The following is a 23,163-nucleotide window of genomic DNA, read 5'->3' on the forward strand; positions in this document are numbered from 1 at the left end:
CAGCGGTGACCTGGGTGACACCGGGACGCGCGGAAACGGGGGAACAGTCACCGGCTGCAGCGCCTTGCTTCCGAGGAGACACCGGCGCCGCGGCGTCCGCGGCCGGCACCACCTCGGCCGGAACCACGGCCGGCCGGGGCTCCACCGCACTCCAGACACAGCGACCGACAGGGATTACATGGACCGGCTCGTCGTCCGCGGCGCCCGTGAGCACAACCTCAAGGACGTCCACCTCGACCTGCCCCGCGACGCGCTCATCGTGTTCACGGGCCTCTCCGGGTCGGGGAAGTCCAGCCTCGCCTTCGACACGATCTTCGCCGAGGGGCAGCGGCGCTACGTCGAGTCGCTGTCGGCGTACGCCCGCCAGTTCCTCGGGCAGATGGACAAGCCCGACGTCGACTTCATCGAGGGGCTGTCCCCGGCGGTCTCCATCGACCAGAAGTCGACCAACCGCAACCCGCGGTCGACGGTCGGGACGATCACGGAGGTCTACGACTACCTCCGCCTCCTCTACGCCCGCGCCGGCCAGCCGCACTGCCCGAACTGCGGCAAGCCGATCTCCCGGCAGACGCCGCAGCAGATCGTCGACCAGGTGCTCGCCATGGAGGAGGGCACCCGCTTCCAGGTGCTGGCCCCCGTCGTCCGGGCCCGCAAGGGCGAGTACGTCGACCTGTTCAGCTCCCTGCAGACGCAGGGCTTCTCGCGCGTGCGCGTCGACGGGGTGGTGCACCCGCTGACCGAGCCGCCGAAGCTCAAGAAGCAGGAGAAGCACACGATCGAGGTGATCGTCGACCGGCTGACGGTCAAGGAGAGCGCCAAGCGCCGGCTCACCGACTCGGTGGAGACCGCGCTCGGCCTCGCCGGCGGTCTGGTCGTCCTCGACTTCGTCGACCTGCCGGACGACGACCCGCAGCGCGAGCGCACCTTCTCCGAGCACCTCGCCTGCGTCGACGACGGGCTGTCGTTCGAGGCCCTCGAGCCCCGCTCGTTCTCCTTCAACTCGCCCTTCGGCGCCTGCCCCGAGTGCACGGGCATCGGCACCCGCAAGGAGGTCGACCCCGAGCTCGTCGTGCCCGACCCCGGGAAGAGCCTCGCCGAGGGCGCGGTCGCGCCGTGGTCGACGTCCATGAGCAACGAGTACTTCACCCGGCTGCTCACCGGTCTCTCGCAGCAGCTCGGCTTCTCCATGGACGACCCGTGGGAGCGGCTGCCGGCCAAGGCGCAGAAGGCGATCCTGCACGGGTCCCCGGACCAGGTGCACGTCCGCTACAAGAACCGCTACGGCCGCGAGCGCAGCTACTACGCCGCCTTCGAGGGCGTGCTGCCCTTCCTCGAGCGCCGGCACGAGGACACCGACAGCGACTACATGCGGGACAAGTACGAGGGCTACATGCGCGACGTGCCCTGTCCCGTCTGCCACGGCACGCGGCTGAAGCCGGAGATCCTGGCCGTGAAGCTGAACGGCCGGTCCATCGCCGAGGTGACCAACCTGTCCATCGGGGACGCCTCCGAGTGGCTCAACGTCCTCGAGCTGGGGGAGCGGGAGCGGGCCATCGCCGACCGCGTGCTCCGCGAGATCCAGGCCCGCCTGTCCTTCCTCGTCGACGTCGGCCTCGACTACCTGTCCCTCGACCGGCCGGCGGCCACGCTCGCCGGTGGCGAGGCGCAGCGGATCCGGCTGGCCACCCAGATCGGGTCCGGTCTGGTCGGCGTCCTCTACGTCCTGGACGAGCCCTCCATCGGCCTGCACCAGCGGGACAACACCCGGCTGATCGAGACCCTCGTGCGGCTGCGCGACATGGGCAACACGCTCATCGTCGTCGAGCACGACGAGGACACCATCAAGACCGCCGACTGGGTGGTCGACATCGGCCCGGGCGCCGGCGAGCACGGCGGTGAGGTCGTCGTCAGCGGCACCGTCGAGGAGCTGCTGGCCAGCGAGCGTTCGCTGACCGGCCAGTACCTGTCGGGGCGCAAGGAGATCGCCGTCCCGGAGAAACGGCGGGAGCCCACCCCGGGACGGGAGCTGGTGGTCAAGGGCGCCCGCGAGAACAACCTCCGCGGCATCGACGTGGCCTTCCCGCTGGGCTGCCTGGTGGCGGTCACCGGTGTCTCCGGCTCCGGCAAGTCGACCCTGGTCAACGACATCCTCTACACCACGCTGGCCAACCAGCTGAACCGCGCGCGGCACGTCGCCGGCCGGCACCGCACCATCACCGGCCTCGACCAGCTGGACAAGGTCGTGCACGTCGACCAGTCGCCGATCGGCCGCACCCCGCGCTCCAACCCGGCCACCTACACCGGTGTCTGGGACCACGTCCGGAAGCTCTTCGCGAGCACGACCGAGGCGAAGATGCGGGGCTACCTGCCCGGCCGGTTCTCCTTCAACGTCAAGGGCGGGCGCTGCGAGGCGTGCTCGGGAGACGGCACGCTGAAGATCGAGATGAACTTCCTGCCGGACGTCTACGTGCCGTGCGAGGTGTGCAAGGGCGCCCGGTTCAACCGGGAGACCCTGGAGGTGCACTACAAGGGCAGGACGGTCGCCGAGGTCCTCGACATGCCCATCGAGGAGGCCGCCGAGTTCTTCGCGGCCATCCCCGCGATCGCGCGGTACCTGCGCACCCTGAGCGAGGTCGGGTTGGGCTACGTGCGGCTCGGGCAGCCGGCGACCACGCTCTCCGGTGGTGAGGCGCAGCGGGTCAAGCTCGCCAGCGAGCTGCAGAAGCGGTCCAACGGCCGCAGCATCTACGTCCTCGACGAGCCGACGACCGGCCTGCACTTCGAGGACATCCGCAAGCTGCTGCTCGTCCTGCAGGGGCTGGTCGACAAGGGCAACTCGGTCATCGTCATCGAGCACAACCTCGACGTGATCAAGAGTGCCGACTGGCTGATCGACATGGGGCCCGAGGGCGGCTTCCGGGGCGGCACGGTCGTGGCGGAGGGGCCCCCCGAGCTCGTCGCCACCGTCGCGGAGAGCCACACCGGTCGGTACCTCGCCAAGATCCTCGACCCCGAGGCGATCGCCGCCGCGACCGCGCCGAGGAAGCGGGCCCGCAAGAAGGCCAGCTGACCGCGACGACCGTCGTCCGGCCCGGGTGGGGACCGCCCGGGTCAGGCGACCGGCCGGCGCGGCAGCGGCAGGGGGAGCGGCCGCTGGTCGACGACGTCGACGAGCGTGGCGCCCCACGGCTCCGGGACCCGGCCGTCCCGTACGCCGGCGGCCACCGTGGCGGCCGTCTGCGTCGCGGCCTCCTGACCGGTGACCTCCCACCGGGCCCAGCGCCGGATCCGGCCACGGGCGACGAGCTCGACCTGCCAGGTGTCGGACGGCGGCGTCCTGACATGGTCCACGGCCTCGCGCAACATCCGGACGAGCTGGCGCAGCGCCCACACCTCGGTGCTCGTCCGCATCGGGTCACGGTGGAACTCGGCGAGCGTGGCCCGCATCTCCACGTCGGCGGTGTCCCCGGGCAGCGGCCAGGGGGACGGTCCGCCGGGCCGGCGGTCGGCGGTCGGAACCGGGCGCCGCGCCAGGACGCCGGCCAGCCTCCGGCGCAGCGACTCCACCTCCGGTCCCGGCAGCGGCGGTGGCGTTCCCGCGCCGCGCAACCGCCGGAGCCGCACCGTCCAGCGGACGCCCGACGCGTCCGTCACCGTCCTCCGCACCCTGCCCTCCCTGGTCATTTCCGGAGCGGAGAGCGTGTCAGGAGAGGCCCGCTCCACGGGACCGCCGTCCACAGGCAGATGTCGGCCTCGCAGGAAGCGCTGTGACGTCCGTGGCGGGTGGCGCAGGAGAGCCGAGCGCCCCGACGGCGTGTCGTTCCCGCGACCTAGGCTGGAGCCATGGCCGATCCGTCCACGTACCGCCCGGCGGTCGGCTCCATCCCCGAGTCGCCGGGGGTGTACAAGTTCCGCGACCCCCACGGCCGGGTCATCTACGTCGGCAAGGCCAAGAGCCTCCGGCAGCGGCTGAACAGCTACTTCGCCGACGTCGCGGGCCTCCATCCGCGCACCCGGCAGATGGTCACCACGGCGGCCAGTGTCGAGTGGACGGTCGTCGGCACCGAGGTCGAGGCGCTCCAGCTCGAGTACAACTGGATCAAGGAGTTCGACCCGCGGTTCAACGTCCGGTACCGGGACGACAAGAGCTATCCCAGCCTCGCGGTGACCCTCAACGAGGAGTACCCCCGGCTGCAGGTGATGCGCGGGCCCAAACGCAAGGGCGTCCGGTACTTCGGCCCGTACGCCCACGCCTGGGCCATCCGCGAGACCCTCGACACGCTCACCCGTGTCTTCCCGGCGCGGACGTGCTCCAACGGCGTCTTCAAGCGTGCCGGCCAGATCGGGCGGCCCTGCCTGCTCGGCTACATCGGCAAGTGCGCGGCTCCCTGCGTCGGCCGCGTCAGCGCCGAGGAGCACCGGCAGATCGTCGACGACTTCTGCGACTTCATGGCCGGCCGGACCGACCTGATGATCAGGCGCCTCGAGCGCGAGATGGCCGAGGCGTCCGAGGCCCTCGAGTTCGAGAAGGCCGCCCGGCTGCGCGACGACCTGGGTGCCCTCAAGCGCGCGATGGAGAAGCAGGCCGTCGTCCTCGGCGACGGGACGGACGCCGACGTCATCGCGTTCGCGCAGGACGAGCTGGAGGCCGCCGTCCAGGTGTTCCACGTCCGTGGCGGCCGGGTGCGCGGGCAGCGCGGCTGGATCGTGGACAAGGTGGAGGAGGTCACCACCGGCGAGCTCGTCGAGCAGTTCCTGCTGCAGGTGTACGGGGGTGTCGACGAGCAGACCGGCGTGGGGGAGGCCGGTGAGGCGGTGCCGCGCGAGGTGCTCGTCCCCGAGCTCCCCGAGGACGCCGACGTCTACACCGAGCTGCTCGAGGAGCTGCGCGGCGGCAAGGTCTCCCTCCGGGTGCCGCAGCGCGGCGACAAGCGGAGCCTCCTGGAGACGGTGGAGCGCAACGCCAAGGAGGCGTTCGCCCGGCACCGGGTCAAGCGCGCCAGCGACCTGACGGCGCGGTCGCTCGCCCTGTCCGAGCTGCAGGAGGCGCTGGAGCTGCCCGATGCGCCCCTGCGCATCGAGTGCATCGACATCTCCCACGTCCAGGGCACGAACGTCGTGGCCTCGATGGTGGTGTTCGAGGACGGCCTGGCCAAGAAGTCCGACTACCGCCGGTTCAGCGTCACGAACGGAACCGACGACACCGCCGCGATGGCCGAGGTGGTGCGCCGCCGGTTCGCCCGCCATCTCAAGGAGGAGGCCGACCGCAGGGACGAGCAGGGGGTCGCAGCGGAGGAGGGCCGGCCCCGCCGGTTCGCCTACCCGCCGAACCTCCTCGTCGTCGACGGCGGCGCGCCGCAGGTCGCGGCCGCGGCGCGGTCCCTCGACGAGCTGGGCATCGTGGACGTCGCCGTGTGCGGCCTGGCCAAGCGCATGGAGGAGGTGTGGCTGCCCGGGGAGAGCGACCCGGTCATCCTGCCCCGCACCTCGGAGGCCCTGTACCTGCTCCAGCGCGTACGCGACGAGGCCCACCGGTTCGCGATCACCTACCACCGGCAGAAGCGGTCCACCAGCATGCTGGTCTCGATGTTGGACGACGTCCCGGGTCTCGGGGAGTCGCGGCGGAAGGCTTTGATGAAGCAGTTCGGATCGCTCAAGCGGCTGCGGGCCGCGACCGTCGAGGAGCTCATGGCGGTGCCGGGCATCGGCCGGCGCACGGCCGAGGCGGTGCAGGCCGCGATCGCCCCGCCGGCGGCCGAGGGGGCGTCGGGCGCGCACTCGGACCCCGCTGGGCAGGGCAGCCCGGTGGAGTCGACGACGGCCCCCGAGGGGCCCGCCGAACGCGGCACCGCGCGCGCCGGTGCGGGCGCCACCGCCGAGGTCGGCCGGGTGGCGTCGTGACCACCGGTGCCCGCAGCGGTCTGGACGACACCGCGGCCGCGCCCGGACCGGCAGCTCCGGACGGCCCCGCCGGACCGCAGAGCGACGTACCGCCCGGGCTGGACCCCACCACGACGGAGGTCCAGCCACTCGAGATCGTCGTCGTCACCGGCCTCTCCGGCGCGGGCAAGCTCAGCGCCGGCCGCGTCCTCGAGGACCTCGGCTGGTTCGTCGTCGACAACCTTCCGCCGGCGCTGCTCCAGCCGATGGTGGAGCTCGGCGCGCGCGGGGACATCCGGCGGTTCGCCGCCGTCGTCGACGTGCGCAGCCGTGCCTTCTCGAGCGACCTCCAGGAGGCCATCCGCGTCCTCGCGGACGCCGGTAACCGGCCGCGGGTCATCTACGTCCACGCGCGCGACGACGTCCTCGTGCGGCGGTACGAGTCCGTGCGCCGCGAGCACCCGCTGCAGGGCAACGGCACCCTCATCGACGGAATCTCCGAGGAACGGGCTCTGCTGACGGGGATCGCGGGGGAGGCCGACCTCTGGGTCGACACCAGCGACCTCAACGTGCACCAACTGCGGGCCACGCTCGAGAACGCCTTCGCCCGCGAGGGTGGCACCCCGCCGCTCACCGCGACGGTCATGAGCTTCGGCTTCAAGTACGGCCTGCCGCTGGACGCGGACCTGGTCGTCGACGCCCGGTTCCTGCCGAATCCGCACTGGATCCCCGAGCTGCGCCCCAAGACCGGCAAGGACGCGGACGTGAGCGACTACGTCCTGGGCCAGCCCGACGCCAGGGAATTCCTCGACCGGTACACCGACGTGCTGCGGCTGCTGATCCCGGGCTACCGCCGGGAGGGCAAGCGGTACCTCACGCTCGCCGTCGGCTGCACCGGCGGAAAGCACCGGAGCGTGGCCATCGCCGAGGAGTTCGCGCGGCGCCTCACCGCGGAGGGACTCACCGCCGCCGCCCGCCACCGCGATCTGGGCCGCGAGTAGTGGGCGGTACGAACCCCCGGGTCGTCGCCTTCGGCGGTGGCCACGGGCTGGCTGCCGCGCTCGGGGCCTGGCGGCGGATCACCACGGAGCTCACCGCGGTCGTCACCGTGGCCGACGACGGCGGGTCCTCCGGCCGGATCCGCCGCGAGATGCCGGTGCTGCCTCCCGGCGACCTCCGGATGGCGCTGGCGGCCCTGGCCGGGGACAGCGCGCGGGGGCAGGAGCTCGCTGCGCTCCTGCAGCACCGGCTGGGCGGTACCGGCGTGCTCGCGGGGCACCCGGTGGGCAACCTCATGCTCACCGGCCTGACCGAGATGCACGGCGGCGACAGCACCCGGGCCCTCGACTACCTGGGGGAGCTGCTCGGCTGCTGCGGGCGGGTCCTGCCGATGGCCGACGTCCCGCTCGACCTCGTGGCCCGCGTCGAGACCACCGACCCCGATGACCCCGAGCGCACCCGCACGATCCGCGGGCAGGTCGCCATCGCCGCGACGCCCGGGCACGTCAGCGAGATCCTCGTCTCACCGCCGGACCCGCCGGTGCACCCCGCCGTGCTCGAGGCCATCGCCGCGGCCGACGTCGTGTCGCTGGGCCCCGGGTCCTGGTACACCTCCGTCCTGCCGCACCTGCTGGTCCCGCGGCTGCGTGCGGCGCTGGCCGCGACGCAGGCACGGGTGGTGGTGGTGCTCAATCTCGTTCCGCAGCCCGGTGAGACCGACGGCTTCTCGCCCGAGGAGCACCTCAGCGTGCTGCAGGCGCACCTGAACGGGGTGGCGTTGCACACGGTGATCGCGGATGCTGACTCGGTGGTTGACCGTCGTGGTCTCCTGTCAGCAGTGCGCGAGTGCGGTGCCGAGCTCGTCCTGGCTTCGGTCGCCGAGCTCGACGGCGCACCACGGCACGATCCGGTGCGCCTGTCGGCGGCGCTGGCCTCCGTGGTCGGTGCGCGGTAAGGAGTACGGATGTCCGACCGGGTACCGGAACTGACGGCGATAGCTTCCGATCCCGGGCGGTCGGTACGAGGGGGAAGGAGACGCCGCACATGGCGATGACCGCAATGGTCAAGGACGAGCTCTCACGGGTCGAGTGCACGAAGACCTCGGAGCGCAAGGCAGAGGTCACCGCGCTGCTGCGCTTCTCGGGTGGCCTGCACATCGTGGGCGGGCGGGTGGTCATCGAGGCCGAGCTCGACACGGGCTCGGTGGCCAGGCGCCTGCGCCGCGACATCAGCGAGGTGTACGGCTACACCAGCGGGGTCAGCGTGCTCGCCGGCGGCAACATCCGCCGGGGCGTGCGCTACCTCGTGCGGATCGCCAAGCACGGTGAAGGCCTGGCCCGTCAGACCGGGCTGGTCGACCAGCGCGGACGGCCCGTCCGCGGCCTGCCGCCGGCGGTCGTCTCCGGCGGTATCAACGACGCCGAGGCCGCCTGGCGCGGCGCGTTCCTGGCCCACGGGTCGCTCACCGAGCCGGGCCGGTCCTCCTCCCTGGAGGTGACCTGCCCCGGCCCGGAGGCGGCGATGGCGCTCGTCGGTGCCGCGCGCCGGCTCGGCATCCCCGCCAAGGCGCGGGAGGTCCGCGGCGCCGACCGGGTCGTCATCCGGGACGGTGACGCGATCAGCGCGCTGCTCACCCGCATGGGTGCCCACGACGCCGTCCTCGCCTGGGAGGAGCGGCGGATGCGCCGCGAGGTCCGGGCCACGGCCAACCGGCTGGCCAACTTCGACGACGCGAACCTGCGCCGCTCCGCCCGTGCCGCCGTGGCCGCCAGCGCCCGCGTGGAGCGCGCGCTGGAGATCCTCGCCAACGACGCCCCCGAGCACCTGCTCGTCGCCGGCCGGCTGCGGCTGGAGTTCGGCCAGGCGTCGCTCGAGGAGCTCGGTCAGCGCGCCGACCCGCCGATGACCAAGGACGCGGTCGCCGGGCGGATCCGCCGCCTGCTCGCGATGGCCGACAAGCGGGCCAAGGACCTCGGCATCCCGGACACGGAGTCCGTCGTCACCGACGACATGCTGGCGCAGTAAGAGGACTCCCTGCCCCCACCGCTCGCAAGCTCGCGGCGGGGCACTGCAGGAGCCGTGCGTCCGCATCCCCTCCGCCCCGAGGGCGGGCCGGGACGAGCGGGGGCGCCTGCCCGGGCGACGGGAGCCGGTTCGGAGCCGGACCGATAGGGTTTCCGCGAGCGAGGCCGCGCGCCGATGCGCGGCCCCCGGTGCGGGAACTTCATCGGTCAATGGGAGGTCTGCAGTGACGGTCCGCGTGGGCATCAACGGATTCGGCCGGATCGGCCGCAACTTCTGGCGGGCCGCGGCGGCCAGCGGCCAGGACATCGAGATCGTGGCGGTCAACGACCTCACCAGCCCGGAGGCCCTGGCGCACCTGCTGAAGTACGACAGCATCCTCGGCAAGCTGTCCGAGGACGTCGCCGCCGACGGCGAGGGCATCAAGATCGGCGGCAACACCATGAAGGTGCTGTCGGAGCGCGACCCGGCCAACCTGCCGTGGGGCGACCTGGGCGTCGACGTCGTCGTCGAGTCCACCGGTTTCTTCACCAAGGCCGCCGACGCCCGCAAGCACGTCGACGCCGGTGGCGCCAAGAAGGTCATCATCTCGGCGCCGGCCACCGACGACGACATCACGATCGTCATGGGGGTCAACGACGACCTCTACGACGGCTCGCAGACGATCATCAGCAACGCGTCCTGCACCACCAACTGCCTGGCGCCGCTGGCGAAGGTCCTCAACGACGCGTTCGGCATCGAGCGCGGCCTGATGACCACCATCCACGCGTACACGGCCGACCAGAACCTGCAGGACGGTCCGCACAAGGACCTCCGCCGCGCCCGCGCCGCCGCCCTCAACATGGTGCCGACCTCCACCGGCGCCGCGAAGGCGATCGGCCTGGTGCTGCCGGAGCTGAAGGGCAAGCTGGACGGCTACGCCATCCGCGTCCCGGTGCCGACCGGCTCGGCCACCGATCTCACCGTCCAGCTGACCCGTGAGGCGTCCGCGGAGGAGATCGACGCCGCGTACCGGGAGGCCGCCGCCGGCCCGCTGGGCAAGTACCTGACCTACACCGACGCGCCGATCGTCAGCTCCGACATCGTCACCGACCCCTCGTCGTGCATCTACGACGCGAAGCTCACCAAGGTGTTCGGGCCGATGGCCAAGGTGCTCGGCTGGTACGACAACGAGTGGGGCTACTCCAACCGGCTGGTCGACTGCGTCTCGATGGTCGGCAAGTCCCTCTGACGATGCGATCTCTGGACGACCTCCTCGCCGAGGGCGTCTCGGGCCGGCGCGTGTTCCTGCGCGCCGACCTGAACGTCCCGCTGGACAAGACCACCCGGGCCATCACCGACGACGGCCGGATCCGCGCCAGCCTGCCCACGGTGCAGGCGCTGCGCGACGCCGGCGCGCGGGTGATCGTCTCCGCGCACCTCGGGCGGCCCAAGGGCGCCCCCGACCCGCAGTTCTCCCTCGCGCCGGTGGCGGCGCGGCTGGGCGAGCTGCTGGGCACGACGGTCCCCCTGACCGCCGACGTCGCCGGCGACGACGCCCGCGCGAAGGCCGAGGCCCTCGGCGACGGCGACGTCCTCCTGCTGGAGAACGTGCGCTTCGAGGCCGCGGAGACGTCGAAGGACGACGCCGAGCGCGGAAAGCTGGCCGACCGGTTCGCCGCCCTCGCCGACGTGTACGTCGACGACGCCTTCGGGGCGGTGCACCGCAAGCACGCGTCCGTGTTCGACGTGGCGCAGCGCCTGCCGCGCTACGCCGGCCGGCTGGTGGCCCGCGAGCTCGAGGTGCTCACCCGGCTGACCACCGACCCGCTGCGGCCGTACGTCGTCGTCCTCGGCGGCTCCAAGGTCAGCGACAAGCTCGCGGTCATCGAGGCGCTGCTGCCCAAGGTCGACCGGCTGCTGGTCGGTGGCGGGATGTGCTTCACCTTCCTCGCCGCGCAGGGCCACGGGGTGGGCAGGTCCCTGCTCGAGGCCGACCAGGTCGACACCTGTCGCCGGCTCCTGGCCGAGGCCGGCGACCGCATCGTGCTGCCGGTCGACGTCGTCTGCGCGCCGGAGTTCAGCGCCGAGGTCGAGACCACCGTCGTCCCTGTCGACGCGATCCCCGACGGCCAGATGGGGCTCGACGTCGGCCCGCGCACCGTCGAGGCGTTCGGCGCGGAACTGGGCAACGCCCGCACGGTGTTCTGGAACGGCCCGATGGGCGTGTTCGAGCTGGCGCCCTTCCAGGCCGGCACCCGCGGCGTCGCGCAGGCCGTCGCCGCGGTCGACGGGCTGTCGGTCGTCGGTGGGGGCGACTCCGCCGCCGCCGTCCGTCAGCTCGGTCTGGACGAGGACGCCTACGGCCACATCAGCACCGGCGGCGGCGCGTCGCTGGAGTACCTCGAGGGCCGGGAGCTGCCCGGTCTGGTCGTGCTCGCCGACGGATCGGGGCAGTGATGGCGCGCAAGGAACGGTCGGCGCCGAGGCGCGGCGCCTTCCAGGGGGAGGACCGGCGGACGCTCATCGCCGGCAACTGGAAGATGAACCTGACGCACCTCGAGGCCATCGGCCTGGTGCAGAAGCTGGCGTTCAGCGTTCCCGAAGCGGTGCTCGACACCGCCGAGGTCGTCGTCCTGCCGCCGTTCACCGCGCTGCGCAGCGTGCAGACGCTGGTGACCGGCGACAAGCTCCCCGTCGGCTACGGCGCGCAGGACCTGTCCGTGCACGACTCCGGCGCCTACACCGGTGAGGTCAGCGGCGGGATGCTCGCGGCGCTGGCCTGCCAGTACGTCACCGTCGGCCACTCCGAGCGGCGGGCCATGCACCACGAGGACGACGCGGTGGTCGCGGCCAAGGCGCAGGCGGCCCTGCGGCACGGCATCGTGCCGATCGTCTGCGTGGGGGAGGGGCTCGACGTCCGGCGCGCCGGGGAGCACGTGGCCTTCTGCACCAGCCAGCTCGATGCCTCGCTGGAGGGCCTGACTGCGGAGCAGATCGGCGGGGGCGGCCCGGACGGTGCGCCGATCGTCATCGCGTACGAGCCGGTCTGGGCCATCGGAACCGGCGAGGTCGCCACCCCCGAGGACGCGCAAGAGGTCTGCGGAGCACTCCGGGCGCGGCTCGCCGAGCGGTTCGGCCCGGAGACGGCCGCCTCCGTCCGTATCCTCTATGGCGGGTCGGTGAAGGCCGCGAGCACGGCCGGGATCCTGGCCGGGCCGGACATCGACGGTGCACTCGTCGGCGGCGCCAGCCTGGACGCCGACGAGTTCGCGCAGATCTGTCGGATCGCCGCCGACGGCAGCTGAGCCCCGCTGCCGCCGCCGGCCGCATGTGGGTGGGGGCGGGCAGCAGGCAGTGGAGAGCACCCTGGAGCGGCTGCGGAGGCGGCTCCCGGCGTGGGCGCGCGACTGGCCCCGCCGGCGCGTCCTGGCCGCCGCGGCCGGCGTCCTGCTCGTGGTCGTGATCGCCGTCAGCTGCGGTGGCGGATCCGGCGGCCGCGCCGACGTCCCCGTGGTGGAGGGAACCCCCGATGCCGGGGTGACCGGTGTGCGCGCACCCTCCACGCAGACCGGGGACACGCTGCGGGTGGTGTCGGCCGAGGTCGACAGCCTCGATCCGCAGCGGTCCTACCTGCCCGGTGTCTGGAACCTCATGCGGCTCTACACCCGCACGCTGGTCACGTACTCCTCCGAGCCCGGCCACACCGACGAACTGGTCCCCGACCTCGCCACGGACCTCGGGACGGCGTCCGAGGACGGGCGGACCTGGACGTTCACCCTGCGCGACGGCGTTCGGTTCGAGAACGGCCGGTCCGTCACCAGCCGCGACCTCAAGTACGGCATCGAGCGCTCCTTCGCGTCCGACGTGATCGTCGGGGGACCCACCTACGTCGTCGACCTGCTCGACGATCCCGCCAACCCCTACGCCGGCCCCTATCAGGACGAGTCGCCGGACAAGCTGGGCCTGGCCGCCATCGAGACCCCCGACGACCGGACGATCGTCTTCCGGCTCCGGGCGCCGCAACCCGACTTCCCCTTCGTCATGGCCCTGCCGTCGAGCAGCCCCGTGCCCATCGAGGCCGACACCGCCGCCGAGTACGGCCGCGACCCGGTCTCCTCCGGGCCCTACGCCGTCAGCTCCGTGGACCCCGCGACCGGCATCCTGCTCGAGCGCAATCCCGAGTGGGATCCCGACACCGACGCCGTCCGGACCGCGCTGCCCGACCGGGTCGTCGTCCGCACCGGGCTGACCGGGGTCGAGCGTGACCAGGCGCTGCTGGCCGGCTCTGCCGACGTGGACATGACGGGCACCGGCGTCCAGCCGGCGACCACGGCCCGGCTGGCCCTGGACGAGGACCACCCGGTCCGCGACCGGGTCGACGACACGACCACCGGGGCGCTCCGGCTGCTGGCGCTGCCGACCGACGTGGCGCCGATGGACAACGCCGACTGCCGGGCCGCGGTGGCCGCGGCGGTGGACCGCGCGGCGGTGCAGGAGCGGCTCGGCGGCGCGGTCAACGCGGTCCGCCGGTCGCAGCTGTGGCCGCGCGGCCTGGGCGGTGGTCCCGAGGACCCGGATCCGGAACGGGACCTGTCCGCGGCCCGCGCCTCGCTCCAGGCCTGCGGGCAGCCCGACGGGTTCAGCACCGTCCTGGCGGTCGCCGACACGCCGACCAGCGTCGACGTCGCCGACCAGATCGCGGCGCAGCTGGCCGAGGTCGGGATCCAGGTGGAGGTCCGGCCGCTGAGCGCCACCACCTTCTACGCCACGGACGTCGGGAACCCCGCCAGCGTGGCCGCCAACGGCTTCGGGCTCGTCCTCGCCACGTGGACGGCGGACTTCCCGACGCCGGCCTCCTTCCTGACGCCGCTGGTCGACGGGCGCAGCATCCGCGACGTCGGCAACACCAACTACGCCCGGCTCGACGACCCGGCGGTCAACGCGCTGGTGGACACGGCGCGGACGACGGGCGACCCGGCCGACTGGCGCGAGGTGGCCGCGGCGGTGCAGTCCATGTCGGTGTACGTCCCGCTGGCCGAGACACGGGTGCAGCTGGTCGCCGGCCAGCGACTGCGCAACGGCGTGGTGATGCAGCCCTACAGCGGCTACGACCTGGCCACCGCCGGCGTGCGCTGACCGGTCCGGGCTGGGGACGACCAGGTGCCGGTGAGGCACGGAGCGGGGCGGATGCGCGCCGGGGCCGGGGGCCGCCGGGCGTCGGTTACGCTCGGAGGCCAGAGCCCGGTGTCGTCCTGCCGGCCGCCTAGCCTGGAGAACTCATGATCGAGCTGGTCCTCAACGTGCTGCTGGTGCTCACCAGCGCGCTCCTCGTGGTGCTGATCCTGCTGCACCGGGGCAAGGGCGGCGGTCTGTCCTCGATGTTCGGCGGCGCGGTGTCCTCCTCGCTGAGCGGCTCCTCGGTCGTGGAGAAGAACCTCAACCGGCTGACGGTGTTCTGCGCCCTGATCTGGACCGTCTGCATCGTCGGGCTCGGCATCCTGCTCAAGGTGTAGCCGGCTCTCGTGCGCCCCGGTCGCAGAACGAATCCATCCGGCACGAAAACGTGACCGGAGATCGTCCTTCGAGGCCCTAGACTGCCCGCGCGGCCGTGATCGGCGGCGCGATCGGCGGAGGATGCAGGGGGCGCTCGTGGCTGGTGGCAACGCGATCCGGGGCACCCGGGTCGGAGCAGGTCCGATGGGTGAGGCAGAGCGCGGCGAGGCGGCACCGCGGAACCGCATCTCGTTCTGGTGCGCGAACCGGCACGAGACGCGGGTCGCCTTCGCGTCGGACGCCGACGTGCCCGAGCTCTGGGACTGCCCGCGCTGCGGCCTCCCGGCCGGACAGGACCAGCAGAACCCGCCGCCGGCGCCGCGGACCGAGCCCTACAAGACCCACCTGGCCTACGTGCGGGAGCGGCGCAGCGACGCCGACGGTGACGCCCTGCTCGAGGAAGCCCTCACCCGGCTGCACCAGCGCCGCGGCGCCTGAGGCCGGCGGCCGCCCGCCTCAGTCGCCCCGACGGGGGCCGGGGACGGGTGAGCGGGCGACCCACCGCGCCGATTCGACGTCCCAGTACTCCGACCGGGGACGCGGGCCCCGGGGGAGCGCCCCTGGCTCGGTCCAGGCGACGGAGGCGCGGGGCGCCGGGACGAGGTCGGCGGCGGCGAGGTCCGGGACGGTCTGGTCGTCGAGGGTCATGGGTGCGCTCCTGGTGCACATGAGTCCGGCACGGCCGGACTGGGCGGCAGCATGCCGCGCCCGCCGGGAAGAGGGCACGCGCCGTCCCCCCGGATACGTGCGTGCGCCGCCGCCTGCGGCTGGTCGCTACGCCCGGTCACCGGGGACGTCGACCCGCGCCAGGTGGTCGCGCACCAGGAACGCCCGGCGCAGGTCCGGGCTGAGCCCGTCGAACGGCGACGCCTGCGAGCGGTGCTCGGCCATGGCCGCCTCCCGGCGGTCGAGGACACCGGCGGTGTCGAGGACGTCGGTGATGTCCGCGTCGTCCCGGCCCAGGGTCGCGGGGTCGAGCGCGTGGTAGGCGGTGTCGGGACGCAGCGACCGCATCTCCTGCAGCCACCGGCGCAGCAGGCTGTTGGGCAGGCAGTGCTCGACGAGCAGCGGCGCGCCGCCGTCCATGCCCTGGAGCGCGGCCCGTGCGGCGGCCCCCACGTGCAGGTGGTCCCGGTGACCGTCGCTCCCGTCGAGGACCAGCAGCACGTCGGGACGCAGCTCGCGGACCAGCCGGCGGAGGACGTCGGCGACCTCGGGGACGGACGCGGCGCAGAGCGAGCCGGCCGGCGGATCGCCGTCGAAGCCGGAGTCGCGGTAGCCCAGGAGCTCGACGCGGCCCACGCCCAGCCGGGCGGCCGCGCGGCGCAGCTCGCCCTCCCGCACCGTGCCGAGGTCGCCGTCCGGGGAGCCCGGCGCGGGTTCACCGGCCTCGCCCCGGGTCGCACAGGCCACCGTCACCTCGGCGCCCCGGGCGGCGGCATGCGCGATCGTCGAACCGCAGCCGAACGACTCGTCGTCGGGATGTGCCACGGCGACCAGCCACCGGTCACCCGGCCGGACGTCGAGCAGCCGGTCCCGCACCGGTCCGGCCGTCGTCTCTGTCATGGGCCCGTCCGTCGTCCGGATCCCGGCCCGCCGGTCGGCTAGCCGGGTGGTGCGGGCAGCTTGCCCGCGGCGGCGCGGTCGAGCAACCACCTGGTCGCCCGCACGCCCCGGACGCCGGCCGCCGGGAGCTGCACCGGGTCCGTGCCCTCGGCCAGGGCCGCGGCGACGGCGGGTGCCTTCGCCTCGCCGGACACCAGCAGCCAGACCTCCTCGGCGGCGTTGATGGCGGAGAAGCCGAGGCTCACGCGCGTGGGCGGGGGCTTGGGGCAGTCGCGCACCGCCACGACGGGACGCTCGTCCCGGGCTGCCGGCGTCCCGGGGAAGATGGACGCGACATGCCCCTCCGGGCCCATGCCCAGCAGCAGCACGTCGAAGCGGGGCAGGGCACGCCCGTCCCCGGCCGCGGCGGCGAGCTCGTCGGCGTACCAGGCGGCGGCGTCCTCCGGCTCGGCGAACTCGCCGTCCGAGGCCGGCATGGCGTGCACCCGTGCCGCCGGTACCCCGACGACGTCGAGCAGCGCCCGGCGGGCCGCCTTCTCGTTGCGCTCGTCGTCGGCCGCGGGGACGAACCGGTCGTCGCCCCACCAGACATCGACCGCCGCCCAGTCGACCGTCTCGCGGACCGGCTCGGCCGCCACGTCGGCGACCTCCTCGAGGACGGCGGTGCCGATCCCGCCGCCGGTGAGCACGACCGACGCCGTCCCGTGCACGGCCTGGGCCGCGGCGAGCCGCGCGACGAGGGCCTCGGCCACCGACCGCGCGAGGTGCGCGGCGTCGACCTCGACCACCACGTCCGGCACGTGGCCCTCCTGCAGGGGCCCGCCGCGAGCTTGCGAGTGGTGGGGGGCAGGGGGGTCCTTTCTCACGAGCCGTCGCCCCGCCTGGCCGCCGCCGCCCGCTTGCGCGGCCGTCCGTTGCCGTTCTCGGCTTCGGCCGGGTCGAACCAGACGTACTCGCGTTGGGAGGGGCGCTCGGCCAGCCCGGTCACACCGGTCGCCGCCTCCAGGGCGTCGCTGTAGGGCTCGTCGGGATCCAGGCGGCGCAGCTCCTCGCTGAGCAGGTCGCCCAGGTCGCGCTCGGGGAGGGGCACCGCCGCGTCCGGCCGGAACGGCTGGCTGATCACCGCCCCGCCCTTGCGGTCGGAATGGACCCGCACCTCCTCGTCCTGGTCCAGGGTGAGGACGACGGACTCGACCCCGCTCTGGCCGGGCGTCCGGGACGCCTCCTCGACCGTGATCGCGCAGCCGCAGCGGGAGGACAGCCACCCGGCCAGCAGCTGGGCGGTCGGGCTGGCCGGGTCGCCGGTCACCCGGCCGCCGTGCACCTGCACGGGGGCGCCGCGCCGGCCGGACACCGAGTCCAGCGTCGAGGTGAGGATCGCCCGCCAGCCGGTGCTGCGGGTCCACGCCAGGTCGGTGTCACCGGGGGCGTAGTCGATCGCGCGGGTGCGCAGCGCCGCCAGGCAGTCCTCGGCCATCGAGCTGTCGGTGATCCGACGGTCGGCGAAGACGGCGAGGGCATCGGTGGCCAGCTGCTCCGGGGGAGCGGCGTGCCACCAGGCCACCACCGGGGCGTCGGCGGCCAGCAGCGGCAGCACCACCGACTCCGCGTGCAAGCCCAGCCGGCCGTACATCCGCATCACGACGGCCTCGCCGGGGCCCAGCCGGCCCCCGATCTGCACCTCGGCGTCGAGGCGGGGGACCGGTGCGTCGATCTGCCGGCGGACGACGACCAGCAGCCGGCACGGATGCATCTCGGCCGCGTGCGTCGCCGCCTCCTCCGCCTCGGTGACCCGGCTCTCGTCGGCGACGACGATCAGCGTGAGCGCGACGCCGGACAGCACCGCGCCGCCGGTGCGTCGCTGCGCGGCCAGCTCCTTCACCACGGCCGAGCCGGTGGTGTCCCAGAGCGTCGTCATGGCGTCTCCTCTGCTCGGGTGCGGGCGGTACCGGGTCCGGCACCGCTCACGGACGCCGCCACCGTCGGTTCTCGGCGGCCAGCATCTCGTCCGCCGCGCGGGGACCCCACTCGCCGGCGCGGTAGGGGTGCGGCGTCGAGCCGGCCCAGAACTCCTCCAGGGGGTCGATCACCGCCCAGGACGCCTCCACCTCGGCGTTGCGGGGGAAGAGCGTCGCGTCGCCGAGCAGCACGTCGAGCAGCAGTCGCTCGTAGGCCTCGGGGCTGCTCTCGGTGAACTGCTCGCCGTACAGGAAGTCCATGGACACGTCCCGGACCTCCATCACGCTCCCCGGAACCTTCGACCCGAACTTGAGGGTGACCCCTTCGTCGGGCTGGACCCGCACGACGAGCTGGTTGTTGCCGAGCTCCTCGGTGTCGGTGTCGGCGAAGGGCAGGTGGGGTGCGCGCTTGAACACCAGGGCGATCTCGGTGACCCGGCGGGGCAGTCGCTTGCCCGTGCGGAGGTAGAAGGGCACGCCGGCCCACCGGCGGGTCTCCACGCCCAGCCGCACGGCGGCGAACGTCTCGGTCGTGGACTCGGGGTCCACGCCCTCCTCCTGCCGGTACCCGTGGACCCGCTCCCCGGCGAGCCAGCCCTGCTCGTACTGCCCGCGGACGGCGAAGGTCTCCATGTCCTCCGGCACCGAGATGGCCCGCAGCACCTTGAGCTTCTCGGTGCGGATCTCCTCGGCGGAGAACTCGACCGGCTCCTCCATGGCCGTCAGGGCCAGCAGCTGCAGAAGATGGTTCTGCAGGACGTCGCGGGCGGCGCCGGTCTTCTCGTAGAAGCCCGCCCGCCCGCCGATGCCGACGTCCTCGGCCATCGTGATCTGCACCGAGTCGACGTGGTGACCGTTCCAGACCGGCTCGAAGAGGGTGTTGGCGAACCGCAGCGCCATCAGGTTCTGGACCGTCTCCTTGCCCAGGTAGTGGTCGATGCGGAAGACGTCCTCGGCGCTGAACACCGAGTCGACCAGCTCGTTGAGCTGACGGCTGGAGGGCAGGTCCTCGCCGAAGGGCTTCTCGACGACCACCCGTCGCCAGCGGTCGGGCGTGCTCTCGGCCATCCCGGTGCGCTGCATCTGCTTGAGGACGGTGGGGAACATGGCCGGGGGGATGGAGAGGTAGAAGGCCGCGTTGCCCCCGATGCCGTGGCTGCCCTCCAGCTCGGCCAGCGTCGCGGCCAGCCGGTCGAAGGCGTCGTCGTCGTCGAACGAGCCCTGCACGAACGTGATGTCGGCGGCCAGCTGCTCCCACACGTCCTCCCGCCACGGGGTGCGGGCGTGCTCCCGGGCGGCCTTGCGGGACAGCTCCGCGAAGTCCTGGTCCCCCCAGTCGCGACGGGCGAAGCCCAGCAGCGCGAAGTTGGTCGGCAGGAGCCCGCGGTTGGCGAGGTCGTAGACCGCGGGCAGCAGCTTCTTGCGTGCCAGGTCGCCGGTGATGCCGAAGACGACGAGTGCACAGGGCTCGGGTACCCGCGGCAGCCGCCGGTCGCGCGGATCGCGCAGCGGGTTGGGGATCATGTCGGTCCTCGAGGTCGGAGGGAACCCGTCGCCGGCCCGGCGGTGGACCGGGCGACGGGGCGGATCAGCGGTCGGATCGTGCGGCTGTACCCGTTCCCCCGGCGCTGCGCCGCGATGAGCCGGCGCGGCGTCGTGGGTCAGGGAAAGCAGCGGCCGTTGCCCGTCGGCGTGCGGTCGGCGTCGGTGGCCGGGCTCAGGCCTTGTCCTCCAGCTGCGTGCGGACGGACTCGGTTAGCTCGTCCCACGAGTCGGCGAACTTCTGCACGCCCTCCTTCTCCAGCACCCGGAAGACGTCGTCGAGGTCCACCCCGGCGTCCCGGACCGACTGCATGACCGCGGCGGCCTCGTCGTAGGCCTTCTGCACCGGCGTGCCAGGGCTGCCGTGGTCGGCGTAGGCCATCATCGTCTTCTCCGGCATGGTGTTGACCGTGCCCGGTGCGATGAGCTCGCTGATGTACATCGTGTCGGAGTACTCGGGGTTCTTCACGCCCGTCGACGCCCACAGGGGCCGCTGCGGCACGGCGCCCTGCGCCTCCAGCGCCCGCCACCGGTCGGAGGAGAAGACCTCCTCGTAGGCCTGGTAGGCGAGCTGGGCGTTGGCGATCCCGGCCTTCCCCTTCAGGGACGGGTCGGCGCCGGCCTTGTCGAGGCGCTTGTCGATCTCGGTGTCCACCCGGGAGACGAAGAAGGAGGCCACCGACGCGATGCCCGAGAGGGAGGCGCCGTTCGCCACCCGCTTCTCCAGCCCGGAGAGGTACGCGTCCATGACCGCGCGGTACCGGTCGAGGCTGAAGATCAAGGTGACGTTGACGCTGATCCCGTTGGCGATGGACTCGGTGATCGCGGGCAGGCCCGCCTCCGTCGCGGGGATCTTGATGTACAGGTTCGGCCGGTCCACCAGCCACCACAGGTGCCCGGCCTCGGCGGCCGTGGCGTCGGTGTCGTGCGCCAGCCCAGGGGCAACCTCCAAGGAGACCCGGCCGTCACCGGGGGAGGCCTCCGCCACGGGGGCCAGCAGGTCGCAGGCGTCCCGGACGTCGGCCGCGGTGATGGTCCGCAGGGCCTCCTCGACGCTGACCTTGCGCACGGCGAGGGCGTGCAACTGGTCGTCGTAGGAGTCCGATCCGCTGATCGCCGCGGCGAAGATCGTGGGGTTGGTGGTGACGCCGACGACCGAGTACTCGTCGACGAGGGACTGCAGGTTGCCGCTGCGGATGCGGTCGCGGGAGAGGTCGTCCAGCCAGACGGCGACCCCGGCCTCGGACAGCTCGGCCAGCTTCTCGTTCTGTGCCATGTCTCTGTGCCCTTCTCGATGGGGTGGGGAACGGCCCGGCTGGAGGGTCCCGCCGCGAGCCTGCGAGTGGTGGGGGCGGCTGGGTCGCTCAGCGATCGCCGGTGGGATAGGGGAGCCCGCCGGTCGCGGCGACCGGTCCGGCGGGGACTGCGGTGCCGGAGGCAGCCGCCTCGATGCTCTCGCGCGCGGCGGCGACGACCGCCTCGTCGGTGAGGCCGAACTCCTCGTACAGGACGCTGTAGGCGGCGCTGGCCCCGTAGTGGGTGAGGCCGACGATCCGGCCGGCGTCGCCGACGAACTCCCGCCAGCCCATCGGCACGCCGGCCTCGACGCTGACCCGCGCGCGGACCGACGGCGGGAACACCTCGTCCTTGTAGGCCTGGTCCTGGTCGGCGAACCACTCGACGCACGGGACGGAGACCACGCGGGTCGGCACGCCGTCGGCCTCCAGCCGCTCCCGGGCGGCGACCGCGATCTGCACCTCCGAGCCGGTGCCCATGAGGATGACCTCCGGGCTGCCGTTCGAGGCCTCCGCCAGGACGTACGCGCCCCGCGCCACGCCTTCTGCGGAGCCGAACTGCGTGCGGTCGAAGACCGGCAGGTTCTGCCGCGACAGCAGCAACCCGGCCGGGCGGTCGTTGTTCTCCAGGATCGTCCGCCAGGCGACGGCGGTCTCGTTGGCGTCGGCCGGGCGGACCACGTCGAGGCCGGGGATGGCCCGCAGCGCGGCGAAGTGCTCGATCGGCTGGTGGGTCGGGCCGTCCTCCCCGAGACCGATCGAGTCGTGCGTCCACACGTAGATGACCGGGAGCTGCATGAGGGCGGCCAGCCGCACCGCGCCGCGCATGTAGTCGGAGAACGTCAAGAACGTGCCGCCGTAGACGCGGGTGCCGCCGTGCAGCGCGATCCCGTTCATGATCGCGCCCATCCCGTGCTCGCGGACGCCGAAGTGCAGGATCCGGCCGTACGGGCCGCCGGACCACATCTTGGTCTGGCGGTTGGCCGGCAGGAACGACGGCTCGCCCTTGACCGCGGTGTTGTTGCTCTCGGCCAGGTCGGCCGAGCCGCCCCACAGCTCCGGCAGCACCGGGTAGACGGCCGCGAGGACCTCGCCCGACGCCTTGCGGGTGGCCATGCCCTTGGGGTCGGCGTCCCACGAGGGCAGCCCGTCGGCCCAGCCCTTCGGGAGGGTGCGGGTGCGCATGCGGTCGAGCAGCGCCGCGCCGTCCGGGTTGCCGGCCTTCCAGGCGTCGAAGCGCTCCTGCCAGGCCGCGTGGGCCTCCCGGCCGCGGTCGACGACCTTCCGCGCGTGGTCGATGACCTCGGGGGCGACCTCGAACGTCTGCTCCGGGTCGAACCCGAGGATCTCCTTCGTGGCCCGGACCTCCTCGTCCCCGAGGGCGGACCCGTGGGCGGCGCCGGTGTTCTGCTTGTTGGGGGCGGGCCAGGCGATGATCGTCCGCAGCACGATGAGCGAGGGCCGGCCGGTCTCGGCCTTGGCCGCGGCGAAGGCGGCGTCGACCGCGGCGAGGTCCTCGCCGTCGTCGACGTGCTGGACGTGCCACCCGTAGGCCTCGTACCGCGTGCCGACGTCCTCGGTGAAGGCCACGTCGGTGTCGTCCTCGATGGAGATCTGGTTGTCGTCGTAGACGACGACCAGATTGCCCAGCTGCTGGGTCCCGGCCAGCGACGACGCCTCGGCGCTTACCCCCTCCTCCAGGTCGCCGTCGGAGGCGAAGCACCAGATGGTGTGGTCGAAGAGGCTCTCGCCCTCGGCGGTGTCGGGGTCGAACATGCCGCGCTCGCGCCGGGCAGCCATCGCCATACCGACGGCGTTGCCGACGCCCTGCCCCAGCGGGCCGGTGGTGGTCTCGACGCCCGGGGTGTGGTTGACCTCGGGGTGGCCGGGGGTCCTGGAGCCCCAGGTGCGCAGCGCCTTCAGGTCGTCCAGCTCGAGGCCGTAGCCGGACAGGTAGAGCTGGATGTACAGGGTCAGGCTGGAGTGACCCATGGAGAGCACGAATCGGTCCCGCGCCACCCAGTTCGGGTCGGTCGGGTCGTGGCGCAGCCACTTCTGGAAGAGCAGGTAGGCGGTGGGCGCCATGCTCATCGCCGTTCCCGGGTGCCCGTTGCCCACCTTCTGGACGGCGTCCATCGCCAGCACCCGCGCGGTGTCGATGGCGCGCCGGTCGAGGTCGCCGAAGTCGGCCGGAAGGGTCGGCCGCGGCTGGGCCGGGCTTCCGGTGGGGCTGTCGGTGGCGGCCTCGGCCGGCGCCTCGGAGCGGGTGCTCTGCGTCATCTGCTGGGTGCTCCCTCGAATGTGGCCCTCGTCGTGTGGCTGAGCGTCGTGTGGCTGAGCGTCGTGTGGCTGAGCGTTGCGCCCGG

Annotated in this window: 19 protein-coding genes; 11 read left to right on the plus strand and 8 right to left on the minus strand. The window is 73.1% G+C overall.

All coding sequences use genetic code 11. The features are described from left to right. Positions 1-178: 178 nt before the first annotated feature. On the plus strand, positions 179-3,070 hold the full coding sequence (gene uvrA / locus ACFSHS_RS21930; protein WP_376880864.1) for an excinuclease ABC subunit UvrA: 2,892 nt from the start codon (positions 179-181) through the stop codon (positions 3,068-3,070). Between the two features lie 41 nt (positions 3,071-3,111). Here the strand turns inward: uvrA and ACFSHS_RS21935 are convergent, their stop codons facing one another. Next, a complete protein-coding gene (locus ACFSHS_RS21935) occupies positions 3,112-3,654 on the minus strand; it encodes a hypothetical protein (RefSeq protein ID WP_376880867.1) in 543 nt (180 codons plus the stop codon). Positions 3,655-3,843: 189 nt separating this feature from the next. Between ACFSHS_RS21935 and uvrC the strand changes: the two genes are divergently transcribed. The 10 genes from uvrC (at position 3,844) to ACFSHS_RS21985 (ending at position 14,874) form a co-directional block, all read left to right on the plus strand. Continuing rightward, a complete protein-coding gene (uvrC, locus tag ACFSHS_RS21940; protein ID WP_376880869.1) occupies positions 3,844-5,901 on the plus strand; it encodes an excinuclease ABC subunit UvrC in 2,058 nt (685 codons plus the stop codon). Further along, positions 5,898-6,881 (plus strand): RNase adapter RapZ, encoded by a 984-nt coding sequence (gene rapZ, locus ACFSHS_RS21945; RefSeq protein ID WP_376880872.1) that lies wholly within the window; start codon positions 5,898-5,900, stop codon positions 6,879-6,881. Before uvrC ends, rapZ begins: the two co-directional genes overlap by 4 nt. After that, positions 6,881-7,834 carry a gluconeogenesis factor YvcK family protein gene (locus tag ACFSHS_RS21950; protein ID WP_376880875.1) on the plus strand — a complete coding sequence of 318 codons (954 nt, stop codon included), beginning with the start codon at positions 6,881-6,883 and terminating at the stop codon, positions 7,832-7,834. Before rapZ ends, ACFSHS_RS21950 begins: the two co-directional genes overlap by 1 nt. 89 nt (positions 7,835-7,923) lie before the next feature. After that, positions 7,924-8,904: a DNA-binding protein WhiA gene (gene whiA, locus ACFSHS_RS21955; protein WP_092201032.1), complete on the plus strand. Its 981-nt coding sequence runs from the start codon at positions 7,924-7,926 to the stop codon at positions 8,902-8,904. Positions 8,905-9,127: 223 nt separating this feature from the next. Then, entirely contained in the window at positions 9,128-10,132 is a 1,005-nt protein-coding gene (gene gap / locus ACFSHS_RS21960) for a type I glyceraldehyde-3-phosphate dehydrogenase (protein ID WP_376880878.1), read from the plus strand. 2 nt (positions 10,133-10,134) lie between these two features. Next, positions 10,135-11,340 (plus strand): phosphoglycerate kinase, encoded by a 1,206-nt coding sequence (locus tag ACFSHS_RS21965; protein WP_376880880.1) that lies wholly within the window; start codon positions 10,135-10,137, stop codon positions 11,338-11,340. Further along, entirely contained in the window at positions 11,340-12,188 is an 849-nt protein-coding gene (gene tpiA / locus ACFSHS_RS21970; RefSeq protein WP_376880883.1) for a triose-phosphate isomerase, read from the plus strand. The genes ACFSHS_RS21965 and tpiA overlap by 1 nt, the downstream gene beginning before the upstream one ends. A 49-nt stretch (positions 12,189-12,237) precedes the next feature. Beyond that, positions 12,238-14,019 carry an ABC transporter substrate-binding protein gene (locus ACFSHS_RS21975; RefSeq protein WP_376880885.1) on the plus strand — a complete coding sequence of 594 codons (1,782 nt, stop codon included), beginning with the start codon at positions 12,238-12,240 and terminating at the stop codon, positions 14,017-14,019. Between the two features lie 143 nt (positions 14,020-14,162). Further along, on the plus strand, positions 14,163-14,396 hold the full coding sequence (gene secG / locus ACFSHS_RS21980; RefSeq protein WP_376880888.1) for a preprotein translocase subunit SecG: 234 nt from the start codon (positions 14,163-14,165) through the stop codon (positions 14,394-14,396). Between the two features lie 121 nt (positions 14,397-14,517). Continuing rightward, on the plus strand, positions 14,518-14,874 hold the full coding sequence (locus tag ACFSHS_RS21985; protein WP_458199567.1) for an RNA polymerase-binding protein RbpA: 357 nt from the start codon (positions 14,518-14,520) through the stop codon (positions 14,872-14,874). A gap of 18 nt (positions 14,875-14,892) precedes the next feature. Here the strand turns inward: ACFSHS_RS21985 and ACFSHS_RS21990 are convergent, their stop codons facing one another. From ACFSHS_RS21990 to tkt, 7 genes are all read right to left on the minus strand, one after another. After that, positions 14,893-15,084, minus strand: coding sequence for a hypothetical protein (locus tag ACFSHS_RS21990; RefSeq protein WP_376880893.1), 192 nt, complete (start codon positions 15,082-15,084; stop codon positions 14,893-14,895). A 126-nt stretch (positions 15,085-15,210) separates the two neighbouring features. Next, entirely contained in the window at positions 15,211-16,002 is a 792-nt protein-coding gene (locus ACFSHS_RS21995; RefSeq protein ID WP_376880896.1) for a PIG-L deacetylase family protein, read from the minus strand. A gap of 38 nt (positions 16,003-16,040) precedes the next feature. Further along, positions 16,041-16,802 carry a 6-phosphogluconolactonase gene (pgl, locus tag ACFSHS_RS22000; RefSeq protein ID WP_376880898.1) on the minus strand — a complete coding sequence of 254 codons (762 nt, stop codon included), beginning with the start codon at positions 16,800-16,802 and terminating at the stop codon, positions 16,041-16,043. A 62-nt stretch (positions 16,803-16,864) separates the two neighbouring features. Then, positions 16,865-17,920 carry a glucose-6-phosphate dehydrogenase assembly protein OpcA gene (locus ACFSHS_RS22005; RefSeq protein WP_376880901.1) on the minus strand — a complete coding sequence of 352 codons (1,056 nt, stop codon included), beginning with the start codon at positions 17,918-17,920 and terminating at the stop codon, positions 16,865-16,867. Positions 17,921-17,966: 46 nt separating this feature from the next. Next, complete coding sequence (gene zwf / locus ACFSHS_RS22010) at positions 17,967-19,484, minus strand: glucose-6-phosphate dehydrogenase (RefSeq protein WP_376880903.1); 1,518 nt, start codon at positions 19,482-19,484, stop codon at positions 17,967-17,969. A 193-nt stretch (positions 19,485-19,677) separates the two neighbouring features. Beyond that, positions 19,678-20,778: a transaldolase gene (gene tal, locus ACFSHS_RS22015; protein ID WP_376880906.1), complete on the minus strand. Its 1,101-nt coding sequence runs from the start codon at positions 20,776-20,778 to the stop codon at positions 19,678-19,680. An 88-nt stretch (positions 20,779-20,866) separates the two neighbouring features. Beyond that, positions 20,867-23,077 (minus strand): transketolase, encoded by a 2,211-nt coding sequence (gene tkt / locus ACFSHS_RS22020; protein ID WP_376880909.1) that lies wholly within the window; start codon positions 23,075-23,077, stop codon positions 20,867-20,869. Positions 23,078-23,163: the final 86 nt, after the last annotated feature.

It is taken from the genome of Blastococcus deserti (genome assembly GCF_042682525.1).
GTDB classification, from domain to species: Bacteria; Actinomycetota; Actinomycetes; order Mycobacteriales; family Geodermatophilaceae; genus Blastococcus_B; species Blastococcus_B deserti.